The organism is Paenibacillus phocaeensis, assembly GCF_900021165.1.
Taxonomy (GTDB): Bacteria; Bacillota; Bacilli; order Paenibacillales; family Paenibacillaceae; genus Fontibacillus; species Fontibacillus phocaensis.
Window position 1 is genome coordinate 397,908 of record NZ_FCOQ01000009.1, and the last position, 19,878, is coordinate 417,785.

Here is a 19,878-nt window from a genome sequence, read left to right on the forward strand (position 1 = left end):
ATCGAAGCCCGGCCGGGCATGCCTAAATAAAGCCAATTAGGCGCAAAAAAAGAAAGACAGCACGGCCGCCTTCCTTCCATCAGTTAAGATAATTTACCGATGAAGAGTTATGAAAAATGGGCAGACTGATCCCGTTTACCCTGTTCCGGCGAACAGAGCCTTTGAACTTATAAAATTACTTGTTCAAAGCGGAAAGACGCAGTCTGATGTAATGCACCATTGAACTTAACCCACCTTATTCATCATTGAGATACCTTCCTCATTATAATCCAACTCCAAATAAAATCAAACCGTGCCGCCAAGCAGCTTGTAGCATCCTCTCTTTCTCCATCGGCGAAAGTTTTGATATACTGGGAACAAACAAACCTAGAACGGAGGGTCAAGCGATGAAAGACCAAGATATGCTGGCTGTGTTAAAGGCCCTTTCCAACGAGACCCGGCTCAACATCCTAAGCTGGCTGCGGGAACCGGAGAAATTGGAGCTCCATCTGCCGGACGTCATCAAGCAGGAATTTCCAGGAAGCGTATGTGTCGGTTCCATTCAGGAGAAGTCCGGATTAGCGCAATCCGTCATTTCCTCTTATTTATCCACCATGCAGAAAAGCGGGTTGTTAGAATCCCGACGTTACGGGCAATATACGTATTATCGGTTAAACGATGCCGGGATCGACGCCTTCCTGGAGCAATTCGCCGCGAGATTGAAAACGAAGACCTAATGAAGTGGAAGTTTTTCAGTTGGCTTGCCTATTCGCTTGTTAATCTATATATTTAGATATATGTATAAAAACTAATTGCTAAGAGGAGAGATTCCCATGTCCATTTCCAAAACGGCGGCCTCCCTGTTTCAACCTTTTGAAGGCGGCGGGCTGAAGCTTGCCAATCGGGTCGTGATGGCCCCCATGACCCGATCCTTCTCGCCGGACGGTGTTCCGGGCCCCAACGTGGCCGGGTATTACCGCCGCAGAGCGGAGAACGGCGTCGGACTGATTATCACCGAAGGCACTGTCATCAACCATCCGGCCGCGCCTGCGGATCGGAACGTGCCGCATTTCTACGGGGAGGCAGCGCTGGCTGGATGGCAGAAGGTCGTGAATGAAGTGCATGAAGCCGGCGGAAAAATCGCTCCCCAAATCTGGCACACCGGTACAGCTCGCCAGCGCGAGACCTTCCCGGAGTCGAACGTCGATCCGATCGGTCCATCCGGTCTCAGCTTAACCGGCGAGCCGGTCTCCGAACCGCTGACGAAGCAGGAGATTCAGCAACTCGTTCAGGCTTACGCCCATTCTGCCGCCGATGCGAAGCGGCTTGGCTTCGATGCCGTCGAAATCCACGGGGCGCACGGTTATTTGATCGACCAGTTCTTCTGGGACGTCACCAATAAGCGAACCGATGAATATGGCGGCGACCTTGTCGGGCGCACCCGCTTCGCCGTTGAAGTGATTGAAGCGGTCCGGGCCGCGGTCGGGCCGGAGTTCCCGATCATTTTCCGCTTCTCGCAATGGAAGCCGGTCGACTACAGCGCCAAACTGGCCGCTACGCCCGAGGAGCTGGAACGCTTCCTGGCTCCGCTAAGCGCTGCCGGCGTTGATATTTTCCATGCCTCCACTCGCCGTTTCTGGGAGCCGGAGTTCGCGGGTTCAGAGCTGAACCTGGCCGGCTGGACGCGTAAGCTGACCGGCAAACCAACCATCACCGTAGGTTCCGTTGGCTTGAACTCCGAGTTCACCAGCTTGTTCGAGTCCGGCAAAGGTGGAGAAACAACCGGGATTGAGCAGTTGATCGAGCGCCTGGAGCACGGCGAATTCGACCTCGTTGCCGTCGGCCGCGCGCTGCTGACCGATCCGGCCTGGGCGGCTAAAATCCGCGATGGCCGCGTGGATGAACTAAAGCCGTTTACGAGAGAAGCTTTGGCTACGCTGAGCTGAGCTGTTGTACTGCTGAGCTGTTGTACTAGTGTTTCTACAGCCACTTTGTGACGATTATCCCTTTTGTTCAGTTGGTAGGACTCAACTCAAACCGAGCTGCATTCCCCAACCTCATTTTTCGAGTTTATCTTCTATCTTGCTACCTGATCAAACGGGATAATGGTGCAAAGGGGGCGACAGCAGGAGTTCGCGATGAAATTGCGCTCATGCATTCATCCGCCGCCTCCATTTTCGAACTTCTTTTACCGTTCGTTCTCATATGATAAAATAGGGGGGTGGAAGGGGTGACACGTTTATGGCACGCAGTAAGGAATTCGAGGAAAATGAAGTCCTCCTGAAGGCAATGCGCCTATTCTGGGAACAAGGGTACGAGAAGACCTCGCTTCAGGACCTGGTGGAGCATATGGGAATTCACCGCCGGAGCTTATACGACACGTTCGGGGACAAGCACACGCTGTTTATCAAAACGATGGAGCGGTATGCGAAGCTTACAGACGCTACCCTTAAGGCTGAAGCGCAGCGCGGCCGTACGGCAAAGGAATCCATCCGCCTGATCTTTGACTATCTGATCGAAACCAACGGCGAGCAGCCGATCGGCTGTTTCTTTGTGAACTCGGCAACCGAGTTGGCTTACAGGGATCCCGCCGTAAACGAATTAACGAACGAGGGATTTGGCAAGGAAGAGCAATTGCTGAGAGAGCTTATCCAACAGGGGCAGCAATCGGGGGAAATCTCGGCAAATCAGGAACCCGGCCTGCTTGCATCAAGCCTGCACACGACCATGATTGGCATCCGCGTCCTAAGACGTGCATCCGCCGATAAGAAGAAACTTCATCGGATCGCGGACGTCTCGATGGCCATGCTCGACCACTAAGAGGAAGGATCGAGGGTGTCCCAAAAGTCATCATAGATGACTAGGGGCGACCCTCTTTTTCATTTCGTCAAACAAAAAGAAACCACTCTTTGGTAAAATGGAGGTACCACCCAACCATAAACCAAAAGGAGACGGTTTCTTTGTACATTCAATATACCATGGATCAACTCTGCTTACCAATGGATTTAGAAGAAGATATCCCCGCCAATCACCTCGTTCGTGTGGTCAACGCCGCCGTTAATCGTCTCGACGAAGCCATCTTCGACGCAGCTTACCCTGGAGGCGGACGAGACAGCTACCACCCTAAAATGCTCACCAAAGTCATCATTTACGCCTACACGCAGCGTATCTACTCCTCTCGCCAGATCGCCAAAGCGATCCGTGAAAACATCATGTTCATGTGGATCGCGGCCAGGCAAAAGCCGGATTTCCGCACCATCAACCGGTTTCGTTCAGAGCGAATGAAAAACGTACTGGAGACGGTGTTTACCGCCGTTCTTCAGTTTCTGGCCGAGGAAAACTACGTGCAGCTTGAGCATTATTTTTGGACGGCACGAAGATCGAAGCGAATGCCAACCGATATACGTTTGTATGGGGGAAGGCGGTAGTGAAGCATAAAGCCAAGCTCCAAGAAAAAGTCCAAACCTTGTTCGCCGCCATTGAGGAAGCTGAGAAACAAGAAGAACGTGCTCACGGGGGCCAGGATCTTCTTGAACTGGGCGAGTCCTCTGCCCTCACCGGTGAAAAGCTGGAGCAAGCCGTCAAACAATTAGAGGAGCGTCTGCAGGAGAAACCAAAGGACAAGCCGCTCAAGAAGGCGATGCGCACGCTCCGCAAAGACTTGCTTCCTCGCCTTCAGAAGTATGAGACGCAGGAAGCGATTTTAGGCACGAGAAACAGCTACAGTAAAACAGACCCGGACGCCACGTTTATGCGGATGAAAGAAGACCACATGCGAAACGGCCAGCTAAAGCCAGCCTATAATGTTCAGATTGGCACTGAAAATCAATTCATTATCGGTTACAGTTTGCACCAGCGGCCAACCGATACGCGCTGCCTCATCCCGCATTTTGAGAAGATAAAATCGCAGTTCGGCAAGCTGCCAAAAAAAGTCATCGCCGATGCAGGCTATGGCGGTGAAGAAAATTACGACTACTTGGAGCGAAATGAAGTCGAAGCCATGGTGAAGTACAACACGTATCACCGCGAAAAGAGCAAGGCCTGGCAAAAAGACATCAGCAAGATCGACAACTGGACCTATAACAGTGAACAAGATACATGGACATGTGCGGCCGGACAAACGCTCCATTTCCGAAGAGGGAGTAAGGAGAAAACGGAAAGCGGGTATGAAATCGAATACCGACATTACCGAAGCGCCGGCTGTGAGGGTTGTCCGCTAAAACCGCAGTGTACCCAAGCCCAAGGTGATCGCGAGATCAAGGTGAGTATGAAGTATTGGCGGCTAAAGAACCAGGCCAGGCAAAAGCTCCGCAGTGAAGAAGGTCATGCCCTAGCCGTAAGGCGCATGATCGAGCCGGAGCCTGTGTTTGGCCATGTAAAGAACAACCGAGGCTTTAAAAGGTTCCTGCTTCGAGGCTTACCCAAAGTAAGTCTGGAGGTGGGGTGGCTTTCCCTTGCCCACAATCTGCTCAAGAAAGCAGCGGTGGACGCCAAAAACCAAGGAGCTAAGCGAGAACAGACCGCCTAGCTCCTTGGTTTTTTATGAATCCCATCCAATTTGGCTGCTGAGGGTGTCCCAGAGTTTACTTTTGGGACACCCTCTTTCGTTATTCGGGTCGCTAGGGAAATCGGATCAAGCCGTCTCGATCCGCAGCGCTTGTACCTGGGCTTCGATGCACAATGCCGCCGCTCTAAAAGCATGCTCCTGCGTCATCGCGGTTTCCGTCCCGTTCAGAATATCCAAAATCAATTCGCCGAAATAAGGGTAACCCACTTTACCAGAGCAATCATAGTGGAATTCGCCTTCGTGATTGACCAAATAAAGATGATTCCCGGAGGGTTCCCGGCCAATGTCGATGTACTTGCGAATTTCGATATATCCATCCGTCCCTAAGATGAGGGTTCGGCCGTCGCCCCAGGTGCCGAGCCCGTCGGGAGTCAGCCAATCCACCCGGAAGTAGAAGGTCGCCCCGTTATCCGCAACCAGGGTCGCATCGCCGAAATCCTCGAACTTAGGGTAATCCTTGAATTTGTAATTGGCGACCTTGCTGTGCAGTACTTTCGCCTCCTTGGCGCCAGCATAATGCAGGAATTGCTCGATCTGGTGGGAACCGATATCACATAAGATCCCGCCGTAACAGTCGGGGTCGAAGAACCAATCCGGTCGGCTCTGGGGATTGGCGCGATGCGGGCCTGTGCCGATCACCTGTACGACCCGGCCTATCGCGCCTTCTTCGATCAGTTGACCGGCGAATACGGCGCTCTCCACATGCAGGCGTTCCCCGTAATAAATTCCCCATTTGAGCCCGGTCTCCTCCGTTTTCCGGCGCGCCCGATCAACCTGCTCCAACGTGGTGAAGGCCGGCTTATCCGCAAAATAATGCTTGCCGTGCTCCATCGCCCGAAGTCCCAACGCACATCGATCGGAAGGGATACAAGCCGCGGCAATCAGCTTGATCTGCGGATCTCTGAATATCTCCTCCTCGAATGCCGCCGCTTTCGCCTGCGGGAAGGCTTCTATGAATCGCTTTACCTTCTCCGGATCCGGGTCATAAACCGCAGCCAGTTCAGCTCCGGCCTCGATCAACCCGTTGCACATCCCGTAAATATGCCCGTGGTCCAAACCAATCGCCGCAAACCGGAATTCCCCCTCTCCGACTACCGGGTTCGGTTTTCCTTTCGGCGCGTAATTCATGCCATCCTGCTTCTTCGTCATGGCGTTTGCCCCTTTCCCTCTCAACTGTTGCCTCCCGAGGTGATGATGTTGTCGCTGAAGTTCTCCACGCTGGTCTTCTTCTCATAGAAATAAGTTGCGTTCTGCAATATCCCCTGCTGCGTATAAAAAGGACTCTCCGGGCCCAGCGGCAGCTTCACCGGCTGCCTTGTGCTGGCCGACTGATAAATCGCCGTAATCAGCTCCAGCGTTCTTCGGCCTTGAATGCCGTCCACCAGAACGGGCACGCCCCGTTCAATCGCTTGCAGGACGTCCTGAATCTGACCGCGATGACCTTCATGCGGAAGCTCAGGCTGCTCGTCGTAGGCCTGCTGGATCCGGGCCTCCCGCTCGACATCCCGCTGGGGGAACCCGTTTGGCATCGAAGTCGAGGCGGCCACTTTCCAAGGTGCAGACACCCGTGCATGCTTCCCTTGAAAGATCAGCTGCTGCTCCTGGCCATGATGCACGACGGAGCTGGTGAGTTGGGCTAGGGCTCCGTTATCGTATCTGGCGATGGCGATGGAGAGATCCTCCACCTCGGCATTGTCGTGGGAAGTGTTGCTCATCACCGCGGTGATCTCGGCCGGCATGCCGTTCATCCATTGGAAAATATCGATATGGTGCACCGCATGGTTCAGCGTGCAGCCGCCGCCCTCCTTCTCCCAGGTTCCTCGCCACCACAGATCATAATAACTATGGCCTCTCCACCAGTACGAGTCGACTTGCGTGTGCACAATCGGCCCCATCAGCTGCGTGTCCAATACCCGCTTCAGCTTCATCATGGGGGTGGTGAACCGGTTTTGCGCCACGACGGATAAGATTTTCCCACTGCGCTCCGCCGCTTCATTCATCCGATCGCATTCCTCCAGCGAGGAAGCCATCGGCTTCTCGACAAGGACATGCTTGCCGGCGTTCAGGAAAGCCACCGCCGTGTCTGCATGGGTATACGGCGGCGTGCACACCGATACCAGGTCAATGTCGCTTCGCTGGAGCAATTCCGTATAGTCGGCGTAAATATCCGCATTTAATTGAAATTGATCCGCTTTTTGCTGCGCCTTCTCCGGGTAAATATCGCAAATCGCCACGATCCGGCACTGCTCCGGAAACTGCAAGTACGCTTGAATATGGGCCGGGGATATTGCACCGGCGCCGATCACTGCTACCTGTATCAAATCGGTTCCCTCCCTGGACTCGGATGTGAATCGGGCCTCTCCAGCGAAAGCGAACATTCCCCGGAAGGCCCGATCGGTTACGGATTACTTCTTGTAAAACTCGTCATAAGCGGCCTGTTTTCCTTCAATGACCGCCTTGCCGCCCATCGACATATATTCCTCGACCTTCTGGTCATAGACCTTGTCGAATTGATCCGGTTTGGCCGTAACGATCTTGGCCAACATCTCTTTCTCGAAATCCTCCAGGATTTTGGCGTACTTGATCTCGGCATCCACCGCAATATCCACACGCGGCAAGGTATAGCCATCATTGGTTCCGACTTGAATGCTGTTGACGGTGAAATCCTTAAAGTCGGGGTCAAAGGCATTCGCCGCAATGTTCTTGTTCGGATCTTCCGTCGAGATGTATTTCCCGTTCAAAATAATGCAGTAATCGTAGTAGTTATACAGCAGGTTCTGAGCCTCCGGCGTATTCAGCAGCAAAGGCAGCCCGTCTTCGCTCATCTCGTACGATACGCCTTCCTCCCCGTTTTGCAGTACCAAAATATTGCTCGGGTCGGCCATCCAGTTCAAATATTTCACAGCCGCCTCCGCATTCTTGCTCGTCGCCGGGATCATAATGTAAGCCCCCGTCGGATCATAGACCGGCTTCGGATGCTTCCCGTCAGGTGTAGAGAACGGATCGATCGCCTCCAGCACCGCATCCGGATTGTTCGCCTTCAGGTTGGCGTAGTAACCGTTATATACCGGTTCATTGGTGTTCGGCGTACCCGCCCCGGCAATACTGTTCACGACCTGCTGAGCGAAAGCTTGGCTAAAGTCATCGCTGAGCGCAAAATCCGGATCAATCAGCCCTTCGTTGTACATCTGATTCAGCAGCCGGTAGCCTTCTTTGCTTCCCGGCTGCAGCCAGCGGGGAACCGAGTACAAATTTTTATCCGTAATTTCGTCCCATTTCCAGAAGGAGTTGACCAAAGGCATCATATGAAAGACGTCAATATAGCTGTAAGGAACGACTTTGCCTCCCGTCTTGCCGGGATCCTTCTCTTTAAAGGCGCGCATGGCATTCACGAATTCCTCGGTCGTTTGCGGCAGCGGAAGATGGAGTTGATCCAGCCAGTCCTTGCGAATAAAGGTAGTGGTCTGGGCTTGGATCACGCGCAGCGCAGGAAGAGTATACTGCTTCCCGTCAAAAACGCCGTAAGGCAGGGAGGGCTCCAGCACCTTCTTCAGATTGGGCCCATACTGATCCAGGAGCGGCCCCAGGTCGGTCAATCCTCCGCTTTTCACATAGTTCTGTACGGTGGGTTTGTTGTACGTGAACACAATGTCGGGAGCGGAGCCCGAGGCCATAAGGACATTCAGCTTATCCACCTCTTCAGCGCGCGGCACCGTGACGAATTCGACGTCGATGTTGTTCGGGTCGCCGAAATTTTTCTGAATAAACTGGGTCATGAAGTTGTCCGTAATGGGCGGCTCTCCCGCCGGCGTATTGTTTCGGTCGAACAGCTCCACTTTTAACGTGATCCGTTCCCCCTTCGGTTCGGATTCCTTGGAAGTGTTCGTGGCCGCGGTGTTCCCGCCGCCATTCCCTTCGCCGCCGGATTTGCCGTTGTTCCCCCCGCCGCCGCAGCCAGCCAAAGCCAAGCTGGCGGCCATGACCAATGCCACCAGGGCGAACATCGAGGAGCGAATTGGTTTGCGCATGGTGTTGCCTCCCTTTTCATTTTGGTTGTGGTGTATATAGTGACCTTCGGCGCAGCCGCCTAAAACGTTGGCGAGGATCGCCGAAGAGCAGCTATCGAATTCATGCGGCCTTTATTGCCGGGCTACCCTTTAACCGCCCCTTGCAGCATCCCCGAGATGAAATACTTCTGCAGCCAAGGGTAAACCAGCAAGATCGGCACAGTGGCAAACATGATGCTGGCGGACTGAATACCCTGGGGAATCGGGGTTGCGGCGTTAAAGCCTTCCTGCGCCGTGGCATCGTTCACCTGGCTGTTAATCACCATCTGGTAAAGCTTGAGCTGGAGCGGGTACAGGTTCTTATCGTTGATGTAGAACAAAGCGTCCTGAAACATATTCCAGCGATCCACGGCCGAATATAACCCGATGGTGGCGAGAATCGGCAACTGGAGCGGCAGGACAACCTGAAGCAGAAACCGGAAATGGCCGCAGCCGTCCATCCACGCCGAGTCCTCCAGTTCGTGAGGCACACCGGAGAAGGAGGTCCGCATAATGATCAGCAGGAATGCATTAATCATCAAGGGCAAAATGAGCGACAGCGGCGAATTAAGCAAGCCCAGTTCTTTGATGAGCATGTAATTGGGGATAATCCCGGGGTTAAAAAACATCGTCACCACGATCACGCCAAACATTACGTTTCGACCTCGGAAGTTTCTGCGGCTTAAGGCATAAGCCGCCATAATGGTCATGACCAAGGCGACCGCCGTATAGACGACGACCAGGACGACCGTCAATCCCAGGGAACGCATCATGGAAATGTCCCCGAATACCGAGGAATACGCATGGAAGTTCCAGTCGACCGGCCACAGGAACACCTCTCCCGACATAATGGCCCGGTTGCCGCTGAAGGATAAGGCGAAAATATGGACCATCGGCACGACGCAAAATAATGCGAAGAGCCCGATGAGCACGATCACGATGGCATCGATCACTTTATCAACCGGATTTCGGATCACGCGAGTTCCCTCCTTGTCTAGAAGATTCCTTGCTGGTTCACTTTTCTGGAAATGAGTTCGGCCGTGAGCAGCAGGATCAGCCCGATGACCGACTGGAACAATCCGACGGCGGTAGCCAGCGCGAACTGCGCAGACTGAATCCCCACCGTATACACATAGGTGCTGATGACCTGAGCAACGTCCATTACGTAACCGTTCTGCAGGGCGTACGGTTGCTCAAAGCTAATGTCCGCCATATGGCCGATTTGGATAATAAACAAAACAATGATGGTCGGCTTGATCCCGGGGAGCGTGATATGCCAGATTCTTCGCATTCGGCTGGCCCCATCCACCTCAGCGGCTTCATATAACTCCTTATTGATACCTGTAAGCGCTGCCAAATATAAGATCGTTCCCCAGCCCGCGTAGTGCCACACCCCGGCTCCTGTATAAGTCAGAACCCACAACACCGTGTCTTCAAGGAACGGAATCGGTCGACCTCCGAGACTCTTGATCAACTCGTTGATACTGCCCGTATTGGTGGACAACAATTGAATGACCATCCCCCCGACAATGACCCAGGAGATGAAATGAGGCAAATACAGCAAAGTTTGGCTTAACCGTTTGTACCACTTGACGCGCAGTTCGTTCAGCATGATCGCCAGGATAATGGGAATCGGGAAGGTCAGCAGAGCGATAACATTCAGCATCAGGGTGTTGCGCAGCGCCTTATAGAACTGCGGCATCCCGAAAATCTCCCGAAATACATCCCATCCGACCCACTCGCTGGCCCAGACCCCCTTGAAAATGTTGTAGTCCTTAAATGCAACCGCAACCCCCGCCATAGGAATGTACTTAAATACGATAAAGAACGTCATCGGCAAGAGCATCAGCAGATACAACGGCCATTGCCGCTTAAAGGCGGCCATGCCATTCCGCCGCTTGACGGGGAGCCACGATCTCGCCCGGTTCAATTCGGTTTGCATCGGCATCCTCCTTTCGGTTGGTAAGTCCATGGCTTGGTTGCTGCTTACTATACAACAGCGGGCGGATGCCGCGATATTCTCCTTTTTTGGGCGCTTCTTCTCTTTTGGAAGCGGTCGGTTCACCTTTTTTATACGCCTACCCTTTATTTTGTCGAGGTTCCGAATAGGCCGCACCACGCAAAAAAAACGCCCCGCGAAGGGATTCCCCCTCGCGGGACGCGTTGGCTTCGTAGACAGACGCCGCTTTACTCCAGATCGCTAGTCTGCTGTTGATAAGCTTGATGCCTCTCCTCCCGGACCTGCTGGCCGCCCATCATTAAGTACTCCGCAACTTCCTCATCGTATACAGCATCAAATTCCGCCGGATCCGCCGTAATCACCTTCACGAAGATCTCCTCATTCTTCTCGCCCAAAAAGGCGGAATATCGAATTTCGGAAGGAAGGATCGCAGGGATCCGGGGCGGCTCGATACCGTCGTTCATCCCGTACTCTACGCTCTTGCGGGTGAACTCCTCAAATTTCGCATTGGACGCGTTGGCTTTCAGGTTCAAGCGATCGTCGCTGCTGCTCACATATTTTCCATTCAAAATAAGGCAATAGTCAAAATAATTAAACAACAGGCGGTCTGCTTCCTCGTTCTCCAGGGTAACCGGCACCCCTTCCTCCATCCGGTACGTCACCCCCTCCACGCCGTTCTGCAGCGTGATGATGTTCTCCGGCTGCGCCATCCAATTCAAGTATTTGACGGCGGCCTCGGCATTGTTGCTCGTTTTCGGCACCATGATGTACATCCCCGTACTTTCCAGAATCGGCTTGGTCTTCTTCCCGTTGGCGTTCGTGAAGGGATCGATCGGCGTCAGGATGGCGCCCGGATCGTTCCTTAGCAGCTCAGTCAAGTAGCCCATATACACCGGCTCATTCGTATTCGGAGTCGCAGCTCCTACGCGGCCCTTAACCAGGTCCTTCTGGAATTGCTGGGCGAACCGGTCCAAATGGAAGTCGGGATCGATCAAGCCCTCATGATACAGGCGATTCAGAAACCGGAACGCCTCCTTGTTGCCGGGCATCGTCCAGCCGGGTTCGGCGTATAAATCCTCCTTCGTGATCTGATTCCAATCCCAGAACGAGTACCGCAGGGGAGCGGTATGATAATCATCGATATGACCGTAAGGGTAGATGGTCTCCCCGCTCTTCTGCAGCCGATTCTCCTTCATCGCGCGAAGCGCCCGGTAGAAGTCCTCCGTCGTCTCCGGCAACGGCAATCCGGCTTCCCGGAGCCAATCCTCGCGGATTAAGGTGGTGCTTCGCGCGGTCAGCACCCGTTTGGCCGGAATCGCAAACTGAGTTCCCTGAATCCGGCCATAGCTGAGGATTTCCTCCCCCAACAGCTGCTTTAACCCGGAGCCGTGTTGTTCCAGTAAAGGCGACAGATCGGTAAGTTTCCCTTGCAGATAAAAGTCGTAGACCGTAGGCAGGTCGTAGGTGAACACGATATCGGGCGCCTGATTTGCAGCCATCAGCACCTGCAAGCGCCTGACTTCCTCCGCGCGGGGAATGGTTACGAATTCGATCTTGATTCGCTCCGGATCTCCAAAATGCTCCTGAATGTACTGCGTCATGACATTATCGGTAATGGTCGGTGCGCCCGTCGGCTTGTTGCTCCGCTCGAACAATTCGATTCTCAGCGTATCCCAGCTATCGTCCCCTGATGCAAACGCGTCAACCTCAAGAGAACGGATCGGGTCTGTTCCCATGCCCGGTCTCTCCATCCCCTCGATACCGCTGCAGCCCGCCACTAATATTCCCAATGAAACGATGATTGTCAGTTGGAATAACCACGCTCTCCGAAGCGGCATAACGAACCCTCCTCCCCTGATTGAGTAGCAATGCTCTAAATGGTTCGGTACCTATTGCGGTACTCTCCCGGCGGAATATCCTGAAATTTCTTGAAGGCGCGATAGAAGGAGTTCACGTTCTGGTATCCGATATGCTCAGCCACCGATTGAATCGAAGCCTCAGTCTCCAGCAAGAGCTGCTTGGCGTGCTGCATCCGAACCTTTAACACGTAATCCACAAACTTCTCTCCCATCTCCTCTTTGAAAATCACACTCAGCGCGCTGGGCTGCAGGTTCAGGTAGTCACTGACTTGGACAAGCGACAGCCCGGGGTCGGCAAAATGCGCATCGATATAGTGCTTAGCCTGCATCGCCAGACTGTGGTGCCTTCGAGCTTGGCGGTCTTCTTCCACGCAAGCCTCGAACTGATTCATTTGGCTCATGAACTGTTCCTGGAATTCATCCAGCGTTTCCGTCGTTTCCGTCAAGCTTGCAAAGCGGTTCAGATCGTCGTTCTTCCAGCGGCTCTGAACCGAAGCGGACAAGGCCAGCACGGCCTGATCCATCCGTTTGATGAACGCCTGGGCAAACTCCGCCATATCCCGCTTGCGAAACCGCATTTTACCGAGTTCGCCGAAGATCTGCGTGAGCTTCTCCCGCCATTCGCTGTCGTTCATGCGGAAGGACTGGACGGCATAATCCAGAGCTTGCAGATACGCGTATCGATCCAGGTTGAGAATACCGGCACTTCTCCGGTTGTCGATGAGGGAATGCGTGCCGAAGATGGTTTTGAGCTCCACGTTCTCGTACGCGTTCCGATAGGAGTCGGCAAGGGTCTCAACCGATTTCGAATCCGCGCCGATTCCAATGGAGATCGTCAGCTCCAAATGCTGATGAATCCACCTCTTGAATTCCTCGGCATAGACCGCAGCCGGTTGGTTGCTGCTCGGATCAGACGCGGTATGATGCACGACGAAGGCAATGCGGTGCGGCTCCATCCAAGCGTGCCATACGAAGGAATGATGGCTTTGCCCTATATCGCGAAAGGCGCTTTCGATGATAAATTTAAGCAAATGCTGATCTTTGACCTTATATTTGTCCGTAAATGAGCCATATCGGTCCAGTTCCGCCACCATCACGCCTAAGCGGTCATAGGGGGCAGATAGATTCAACTCGGACAGCCGCTGCTGAAATTCTTCATCCGTCAGGACGAGATGCCCCGCCAGCAAATCGTAAAACAGCCGCTGCTGCCGCAGCAAACTATCCTCCTTATGCAGGTGCTCGTAATCCAGCGAACGCTTCAGCAGATGGTCCAGCGCCCTCTCGATGAATGTAAACTCGTTGTTCGCTCCTTTAATGCCGAGCTCCTCGCTTTTCCGGTTCGAGAACTGGCTCACCTTCTCCATAATGGATTGAATCGGCTTGTAATGAATGTGGGTCACGATCGTAAACCCGGCCAGGGCCAATACGATCAAGACCACCCAAATGACCATCCAGACGTTGGAAAAGAGCGACAGCCAGTTGTATCTCTGGTCATTCACCCCCTCGGAGACATAAGTCCAGCCGGTATAATCGGATTGAACTCGAAGGGTATCCATCGTTGTTGCTGCTGAATCTGCCGAACCCGAGAGAGCTTCCTCCGAAGCAGCATCAATCAGTCGAACCCGGTTGTAACCGCTTTCACTTAAGGAGTTGAGATACTCCAGGAATGAGCGTTGATACACGTTCACCACAAGCGCCCCGCGCATGTCGTCTCCGGTATAAGAGAACTTCACCAGGGACACGACCTGCTGCGCATCCTCCCCCCGGGGCAAATAGGCGAAGGAACGCGGGTTGAACCAACCTGCGGATTCCTTCCTGCCGTAATTGGCGGATAGGAATTCCGCATCGCCAAACGCCCCCAGCGAATACGAACCCAAGTCCGAGATAATCCGCTGCTCCGAATCATTGTAAATATAGAGGGTGTTGGAGAAGGGCAGGGCCAAACTCAATTCGATGAGCTTCTTCTGCAGGAGAAAGTCATCCAATGCTTCCTTGCGCCCGTTCGAGAAAAACTCCTGGATCTCGCTGTCCATCAATAATTTGCTGACGACATTACGCTCGATCAGCATCAGGTTCGCATCCGCGTTAAAGACGATTCGGTCGAGGATCGCTTTGTTGGTCTCCAGGTATTTCTTCTCGGAAGCGTTGTTCAAGGCCAGGAAAATCATGAAGATCATCGAGGAAATAATGACGAAGAGAATCGGAGCATAGGAAAGAATCGTACGGTAATACCAGTTCATTCTCATCTAACCAACTCTCCCAAAACGTTTCATTCATTATAAGAGATCCCTTACCCGTTGTTAATTCACAATTTATTCAGGACTCTCTTTTTTTATTTAAGTTTTAAACTATTGAAACGCCCCGCCACTCTTTGCCGGTTGGAGAGCGACAGTAGGTGCGATTTCTTTGACCGTATACATTGGTTTGACTTCCTCGAAGGGGATTCGTAAACAAAACAAGGAACTAAGCGGTCTGTTCCCGCTTAGTTCCTTGTTTTGTTGAGCTCAAACCTTACTCATGAGCCAATCTGAGAAGCAACGTCACAGCTTCCGCCCGCGTCACAGGATCGTTAGGGGCAAAACGGTTGTTCTCTTTGCCTTCGATCAGACCGGCTTGATACAGCGCCGCAGCGTAACCCGCTCCCCATGAAGGAATTTGATTCGAATCGGCAAAAGGCAAGGTCGCATTCGTTTCGGGCTGCAAATTCAGCGCGCGTGCAACCAAGGCTACGAATTCCATCCGAGTGATCTTGGCGCCGGGGCGAAAAGTTCCGTCCTCGTAACCGTTCGCCAATCCGGATTTGACCGCACCGGCAATATAAGGTCTCGCCCAGACCGGGATCTTGGCGGCATCCTTAAACGACAGTGGCATATCTTCCTGTTTCAAACCAAGCGCACGGCTCAGCATCACCAGTATTTCACTGCGCGTCACCGCGCCATTCGGGCGGAACGTCCCGTCTTCGTAGCCTTTGATGATCCCGCTCTCGACCGCTGTCGCAATCGCTTCACGCGCCCAGTGGTTCGCAATGTCCGTAAACTTCGAAAAGGTCGTTTCCGTATTTCCTTTAGCGCCGCTGTTGTTACCGTTACTAGTATTCCCACTGTTAGTGCCATTTCCATTGGTTCCGTCATTACGGTGGCTGCCATCGCTATTATTGTTGGTTCCGCTATTGGCACCGCCGCTGTTTCCTCCGTTGTTTCCGCCACCGTTGCCCGGATTTCCGGGATTTCCGTCAGGCTTCGCCTTGGCGGTCAGAACGAAGGTCTTCTGCATCTTCACTCCGTTCTTTTCTAAAGTAGCGGTCAGCGTTACTTGCGTCGTGACGGAAGGACGCTTAACGATCCCCGTTTCTGAGATCACCCCCGGATCGCTGGAAGCCCAGGTAATTGTACTTCCATGCTCCCCTGTTTTCCCCAACGTTACGTTTTGGGTTACCGAGGAATCCGAGTCTCCGGCAGTAAATCCAATTTTCAGTGCCGCGTAATCCAATTCGACATCCGAAAGCCCTGGCAAATCGGCTAACGTAATGGTGACCGAATCCGTGTTGATTGGAACGGTAACGATTCCTTTCCCCTCATCGACCACACCGACGGAGGTTTCCAGAATATTGTTCACCATGCTAGGCAACTGAATGCTGAAGCTGGCGTTGTCCGTATCCGCTTTCGCTTGCTCCAAACGGCGGGTTAATGTAACGATGAGTTGGTTTGCTTGTCTTTCGATTTTATAGCCCACTCTACCGCCCTGGAAGGCAGGATAGTTCTGTACTTCGACCACGACATGATTATGCAACGCGGCGTTCTCAACCCATTCTTTAGGGATCCCGCGGCCAATGATAATCTCGTACTTCTCGTTTTGATCAAAAATCCTTTCGGCAATAAGCGAATCTCTCAACACCTTGGAGTTGACCGCCTGCCCCCACATATGCTGGGCTGATCCGCCGCCGCCAGGCGTATTTTGAAGGCCTAGCCACTCATTCGTCGCCGTCCATGGACTTGATGCCGCAGGATAGGCCACGCCTTCCCACCAACTGAACGGTCCGCTCATAGAGTTTTCAATCATAAATTCATACGCTTTAATTCCCATATCTCTGTACTGTTCCCCGCGAAGCGCCGAGCTGCCGTAACCGGCATTATAAGCGCTGGAATAGAAGCCATGCGGATAACCGCCAAAATTATAAGGCGAGTCGGTTGTTTGCTCGTTCATGCGTCTTTCGATGCCATACGTATAAGTATCATCCATCATCGTCAGGTTGATATTGTCTTCCGGCTGCTCCGCGCCGTATAGATATCCATCCCACAGCCATCTTCCGAACAGGTACATGGAAGCCCAGTTGGCATCCCTGGAATCCCTCATCCGGTTCTTGTCGTTGCTTTCAACCACAGAGGCCGGAATGTAGTGGAGGCCGTTATCGGTAATCGTCTTTTGCAATTTGTCCGTGAATTTTGTCAGCAGATCGGCATGTTGGGCTTCGGCCCAATCGGCTTCCGCCAAATAGCTTGCGTCCCCTTTGATCCGATAGAGTTCGCGGGTAATGTACTCATAAGCCGCCAACCCCATAAGAGCGGAATAATTGTCAATGGTCCAATAGCCTTTATCATCGATGGCATAGGTTTCTTTCATAATGCCGCCGTCGCCCATGCGATCGGTTTCAATACTCCTTGCCCCGATCTTGACTCTTTTCTCAAATACGGTTCCCTGCGAACCGTCGTCCCCCGTCATCATTTTATCAAAAATGGAGGCATCCCCTGTTTTGCTTAAATATACGGCATAGGCCCAAGGAAGCTTCCAGTTGGCATCCCAATATTGGTCGGGATCCACTTCACCGGTCTCGATATTGATTCCTCCGGTCAAAGGAATACTGTTCAAATAATCCTCGGCATAAGCAAAATCACCGCTTTCGATTAATTGCACCAGGATGCCGATCGTGTCGTGAGAAAATAATCTTGCATACCCGTTCTCCCCGACATGCAGATAAGTGTCGTCTTTGATGATTAAGGTATAGATATAACCCGCTTTAAAAGCATGAACCAGTTCCTGATTCGGCAAATCGAGATCTACAATGGCGGAGAGCCTGTTATTCCAATATAACTTCATCGCATTGTAGTTATCGTCAAAATTTCCCTGTCCAGCTACTTGCTCTCTGGTTAAAGAAGTGAAGACTGTTTTACCCTCGTCAAAATATTCGTACTTATCCGCTTCGATCGCATAATCGCGGATCACGGTTTCCCCCGGAGCAATCGTATACACCTGATTGGCCGCCTCATTGATGGGAATCAAGTTATTCGATACGACGGGCAGCAATCTAGTCTCGCCGGAATGATTGGTGACGGTCATTCTGGAATAGTTGATCACGTAATCTTTTCCGTCCACCGTATGTTTATTGGCAAAAGATTCGATTTTATATTCCATTTCATTCTTGGCATATTCGTTGATGAATGCCGGCAGATAACCCTCGGCATTATACCATTTGATGTTTGATGTATCCGTTACACCGAAAGTGACCATCTGTTTCGGAGCGACAGGTCCATGTTGATAATGACGGTAACCCCCGATTTGATACGAGCCGTCAAGAAAAGCCAGCGAAGCGTTCTTGTCTCCCTCGAACCCAAATGCAGCCGTCATTTGCGGATGGGCTTCAAATTGATATTGGCCTTCCCCGCGCAATGACTCCAGTGCGTTCAGCACCTTGGAATAAGCCATGATCCGATCCTGTTCCACAGCTCCTGCACCGAGTGCCAGCGCTTCTTGAACGGCCTTCTTCAGTTCATCCACCGATTGTGCCGTATAGCCAGTCACAACCGCATTTCGAATGGAGCCGATCTGTTCCGCCACTTCATCCAGCCCAATGTTCAGCACCAGGTGGCTTATGGCTAACTCTAACTGATCATAAGCCAGATCAAGATCCGCTTGCTTTACATCCATATTGTTCAATTGAGCACGGGCTTGTGTCAGTGCGATTTCAACTTGAGACCAGCTCGAACTATTGAACAGCCTTCTGTTATATTGTTCGGCGTCCTTGACGAGAGACTGCAAACCGCTTCGATCCACATCGCTCTTCTCGACAATGCGCAGCATTCCCGTGCCGAGATCCGATTCGGATTTGAAAACGCCCGAAACCGATTTGCCGAAATACTCGTTTTGCGATTCGAAGCTTTTGTTCATTACCTTCCAGCGGTATTCGCCCGAACCCAGCGCTTGCTGCGATAAAACAAGGGCGTACCGCGTATTTTGTGTTAGAGCATACTGGAGCGGAACCGTTGTGATCGCGCCGCTTATCACCTGATTCTGAGCGACGGACGTCTCGGCCAATGCCGTCCCTGTCGGCAGTCCTTGGCTGTCTGTCGCATACAATTTAACCAACAGATCGCTGACCGGCTCGTTCGCTCTATTGACTACAACCTGAACATATTCCATCTCGAAACTTTCATTAACCGTAAACGTCTGATATCTGTCCTGCTGGTCCCCTTTAGCGCCGAAAGTATATTCTTTCGATCCGCTGCCCATAAAGTCAATTTTAATCCGGGTCTCTCTCTTTTTGAGAGCCGCCTGAGCGTCTAACAAAGCTTGGAGAGCGTCATCGATTTCCTGCTGCGTTGCATCCGGCTTCTCAAGGAGGGTCTTGGCGGTTTCCCTCGCGGTTACGAAAGCTTGCCAGGAAACGTCCGTGAATAGCCCCTGCGTCATATCCTTAACTTTGCTATATTCATTCTGCAGAGCAATTTTGTCGACAACGTCCGCGCTGCTTAGCGCCAATCCGGAAAACGTCATGTTCCCGTCTCTTGCTTTGACTTGTGTCAATCTGCCTTCCACTTTCAAACTTACGTTCGCTGGGATCGCGATCTGATACTTATAGATCTGCGAAGCACCGCCCGCACCTATTTTTCTTGTCTCGACCCGAACATCGTCACTGTAAATGTGGATGTCCGCATCCGCTTGCCATACCCCGATTCCGAATACGACAGTGCTCTCTTGCGACTGCGGAGCGATATCAAAATTCCAGCCTACATTGTCGTAAGTCCCCGGATCGCGGCTTGCTTTTGGAAAAAAGATGCCAAACCCGGTGTCCCTGTCCCCTTGCTCGTACCCGGCCATGCCATCCGTCCAGGAGTAAGACAAGTAATTGGCATCCCCGCCCTTGTCGGCTTTCCCTTCGGTTTCCGTGTCTCCATACACGCTGAAAGTGACGGTACTGGAGGAAGCTTTTTTAATTACTTCCATCTTCCCTTGAGCGTCCCTTTTAAGATGCAGCCAGTCCACATTGCCGACCTGCGACAGATCCAGCTTGTATTCGCCTTGAACCTGGCCTTCCGTAACCTGCAGCCCCGGCGCGGCGTGGGCAGTTTGAAACGGGCCAATCGACGTAACAAGCAGACCTCCCAACAGGATCAGCGAGGTTAGTTTGGTGAGCGTTTTTTTCATTGCCCCTCTTGCCTCCTTCTTGATTTTCGAGAAACGGCTGGACCTTGG

General features: G+C 52.5%; 11 protein-coding genes and 1 pseudogene. 4 read left to right on the forward strand and 8 right to left on the reverse strand.

Translation table 11 applies throughout. From position 1 onward, the window contains the following. The first annotated feature begins 386 nt into the window (after positions 1–386). The 4 genes and pseudogenes from BN3795_RS04910 to BN3795_RS04925 all read left to right on the forward strand — a co-directional run bounded on the left by BN3795_RS04910 (position 387) and on the right by BN3795_RS04925 (position 4,507). Positions 387–716, forward strand: a complete 330-nt coding sequence (locus BN3795_RS04910) for an ArsR/SmtB family transcription factor (RefSeq protein WP_068783595.1) — start codon at positions 387–389, stop codon at positions 714–716. Between the two features lie 96 nt (positions 717–812). Further along, entirely contained in the window at positions 813–1,925 is a 1,113-nt protein-coding gene (locus tag BN3795_RS04915) for an NADH:flavin oxidoreductase (RefSeq protein ID WP_068783596.1), read from the forward strand. A gap of 295 nt (positions 1,926–2,220) precedes the next feature. Next, a complete protein-coding gene (locus BN3795_RS04920) occupies positions 2,221–2,799 on the forward strand; it encodes a TetR/AcrR family transcriptional regulator (RefSeq protein WP_068783597.1) in 579 nt (192 codons plus the stop codon). 140 nt (positions 2,800–2,939) lie between these two features. Then, positions 2,940–4,507: pseudogene (locus BN3795_RS04925) on the forward strand (IS1182 family transposase). A 105-nt stretch (positions 4,508–4,612) separates the two neighbouring features. Here BN3795_RS04925 and BN3795_RS04930 read toward each other — a convergent pair. The 8 genes from BN3795_RS04930 to BN3795_RS04965 all read right to left on the reverse strand — a co-directional run bounded on the left by BN3795_RS04930 (position 4,613) and on the right by BN3795_RS04965 (position 19,830). Beyond that, positions 4,613–5,695 (reverse strand): Gfo/Idh/MocA family protein, encoded by a 1,083-nt coding sequence (locus tag BN3795_RS04930; RefSeq protein ID WP_068783660.1) that lies wholly within the window; start codon positions 5,693–5,695, stop codon positions 4,613–4,615. A gap of 20 nt (positions 5,696–5,715) precedes the next feature. After that, positions 5,716–6,867: a Gfo/Idh/MocA family protein gene (locus tag BN3795_RS04935; protein WP_068783598.1), complete on the reverse strand. Its 1,152-nt coding sequence runs from the start codon at positions 6,865–6,867 to the stop codon at positions 5,716–5,718. An 84-nt stretch (positions 6,868–6,951) separates the two neighbouring features. Next, on the reverse strand, positions 6,952–8,574 hold the full coding sequence (locus tag BN3795_RS04940) for an extracellular solute-binding protein (RefSeq protein WP_068783599.1): 1,623 nt from the start codon (positions 8,572–8,574) through the stop codon (positions 6,952–6,954). Between the two features lie 122 nt (positions 8,575–8,696). Further along, the gene (locus BN3795_RS04945) at positions 8,697–9,569 is read right to left on the reverse strand and encodes a carbohydrate ABC transporter permease (RefSeq protein WP_068783600.1); all 873 of its coding nucleotides are present in this window, start codon (positions 9,567–9,569) and stop codon (positions 8,697–8,699) included. A 17-nt stretch (positions 9,570–9,586) separates the two neighbouring features. Further along, on the reverse strand, positions 9,587–10,534 hold the full coding sequence (locus BN3795_RS04950; RefSeq protein WP_068783601.1) for an ABC transporter permease: 948 nt from the start codon (positions 10,532–10,534) through the stop codon (positions 9,587–9,589). 245 nt (positions 10,535–10,779) lie between these two features. Next, on the reverse strand, positions 10,780–12,390 hold the full coding sequence (locus BN3795_RS04955; RefSeq protein WP_068783602.1) for an extracellular solute-binding protein: 1,611 nt from the start codon (positions 12,388–12,390) through the stop codon (positions 10,780–10,782). Positions 12,391–12,425: 35 nt separating this feature from the next. Further along, a complete protein-coding gene (locus BN3795_RS04960; protein WP_068783603.1) occupies positions 12,426–14,657 on the reverse strand; it encodes a helix-turn-helix domain-containing protein in 2,232 nt (743 codons plus the stop codon). A gap of 265 nt (positions 14,658–14,922) precedes the next feature. Further along, on the reverse strand, positions 14,923–19,830 hold the full coding sequence (locus BN3795_RS04965; RefSeq protein ID WP_068783604.1) for an S-layer homology domain-containing protein: 4,908 nt from the start codon (positions 19,828–19,830) through the stop codon (positions 14,923–14,925). Between the last annotated feature and the right edge of the window lie 48 nt (positions 19,831–19,878).

Excerpts from the sequence above, each read along its gene's own strand:
- BN3795_RS04915 (WP_068783596.1), top strand. The coding sequence starts at position 813 with ATGTCCATTTCCAAAACGGCGGCCTCCCTGTTTCAACCTTTTGAAGGC.
- BN3795_RS04950 (WP_068783601.1), bottom strand. The coding sequence starts at position 10,534 with ATGCAAACCGAATTGAACCGGGCGAGATCGTGGCTCCCCGTCAAGCGG.
- BN3795_RS04940 (WP_068783599.1), bottom strand. The coding sequence starts at position 8,574 with ATGCGCAAACCAATTCGCTCCTCGATGTTCGCCCTGGTGGCATTGGTC.
- BN3795_RS04910 (WP_068783595.1), top strand. The coding sequence starts at position 387 with ATGAAAGACCAAGATATGCTGGCTGTGTTAAAGGCCCTTTCCAACGAG.
- BN3795_RS04965 (WP_068783604.1), bottom strand. The coding sequence starts at position 19,830 with ATGAAAAAAACGCTCACCAAACTAACCTCGCTGATCCTGTTGGGAGGT.
- BN3795_RS04920 (WP_068783597.1), top strand. The coding sequence starts at position 2,221 with ATGGCACGCAGTAAGGAATTCGAGGAAAATGAAGTCCTCCTGAAGGCA.
- BN3795_RS04955 (WP_068783602.1), bottom strand. The coding sequence starts at position 12,390 with ATGCCGCTTCGGAGAGCGTGGTTATTCCAACTGACAATCATCGTTTCA.
- BN3795_RS04960 (WP_068783603.1), bottom strand. The coding sequence starts at position 14,657 with ATGAGAATGAACTGGTATTACCGTACGATTCTTTCCTATGCTCCGATT.
- BN3795_RS04930 (WP_068783660.1), bottom strand. The coding sequence starts at position 5,695 with ATGACGAAGAAGCAGGATGGCATGAATTACGCGCCGAAAGGAAAACCG.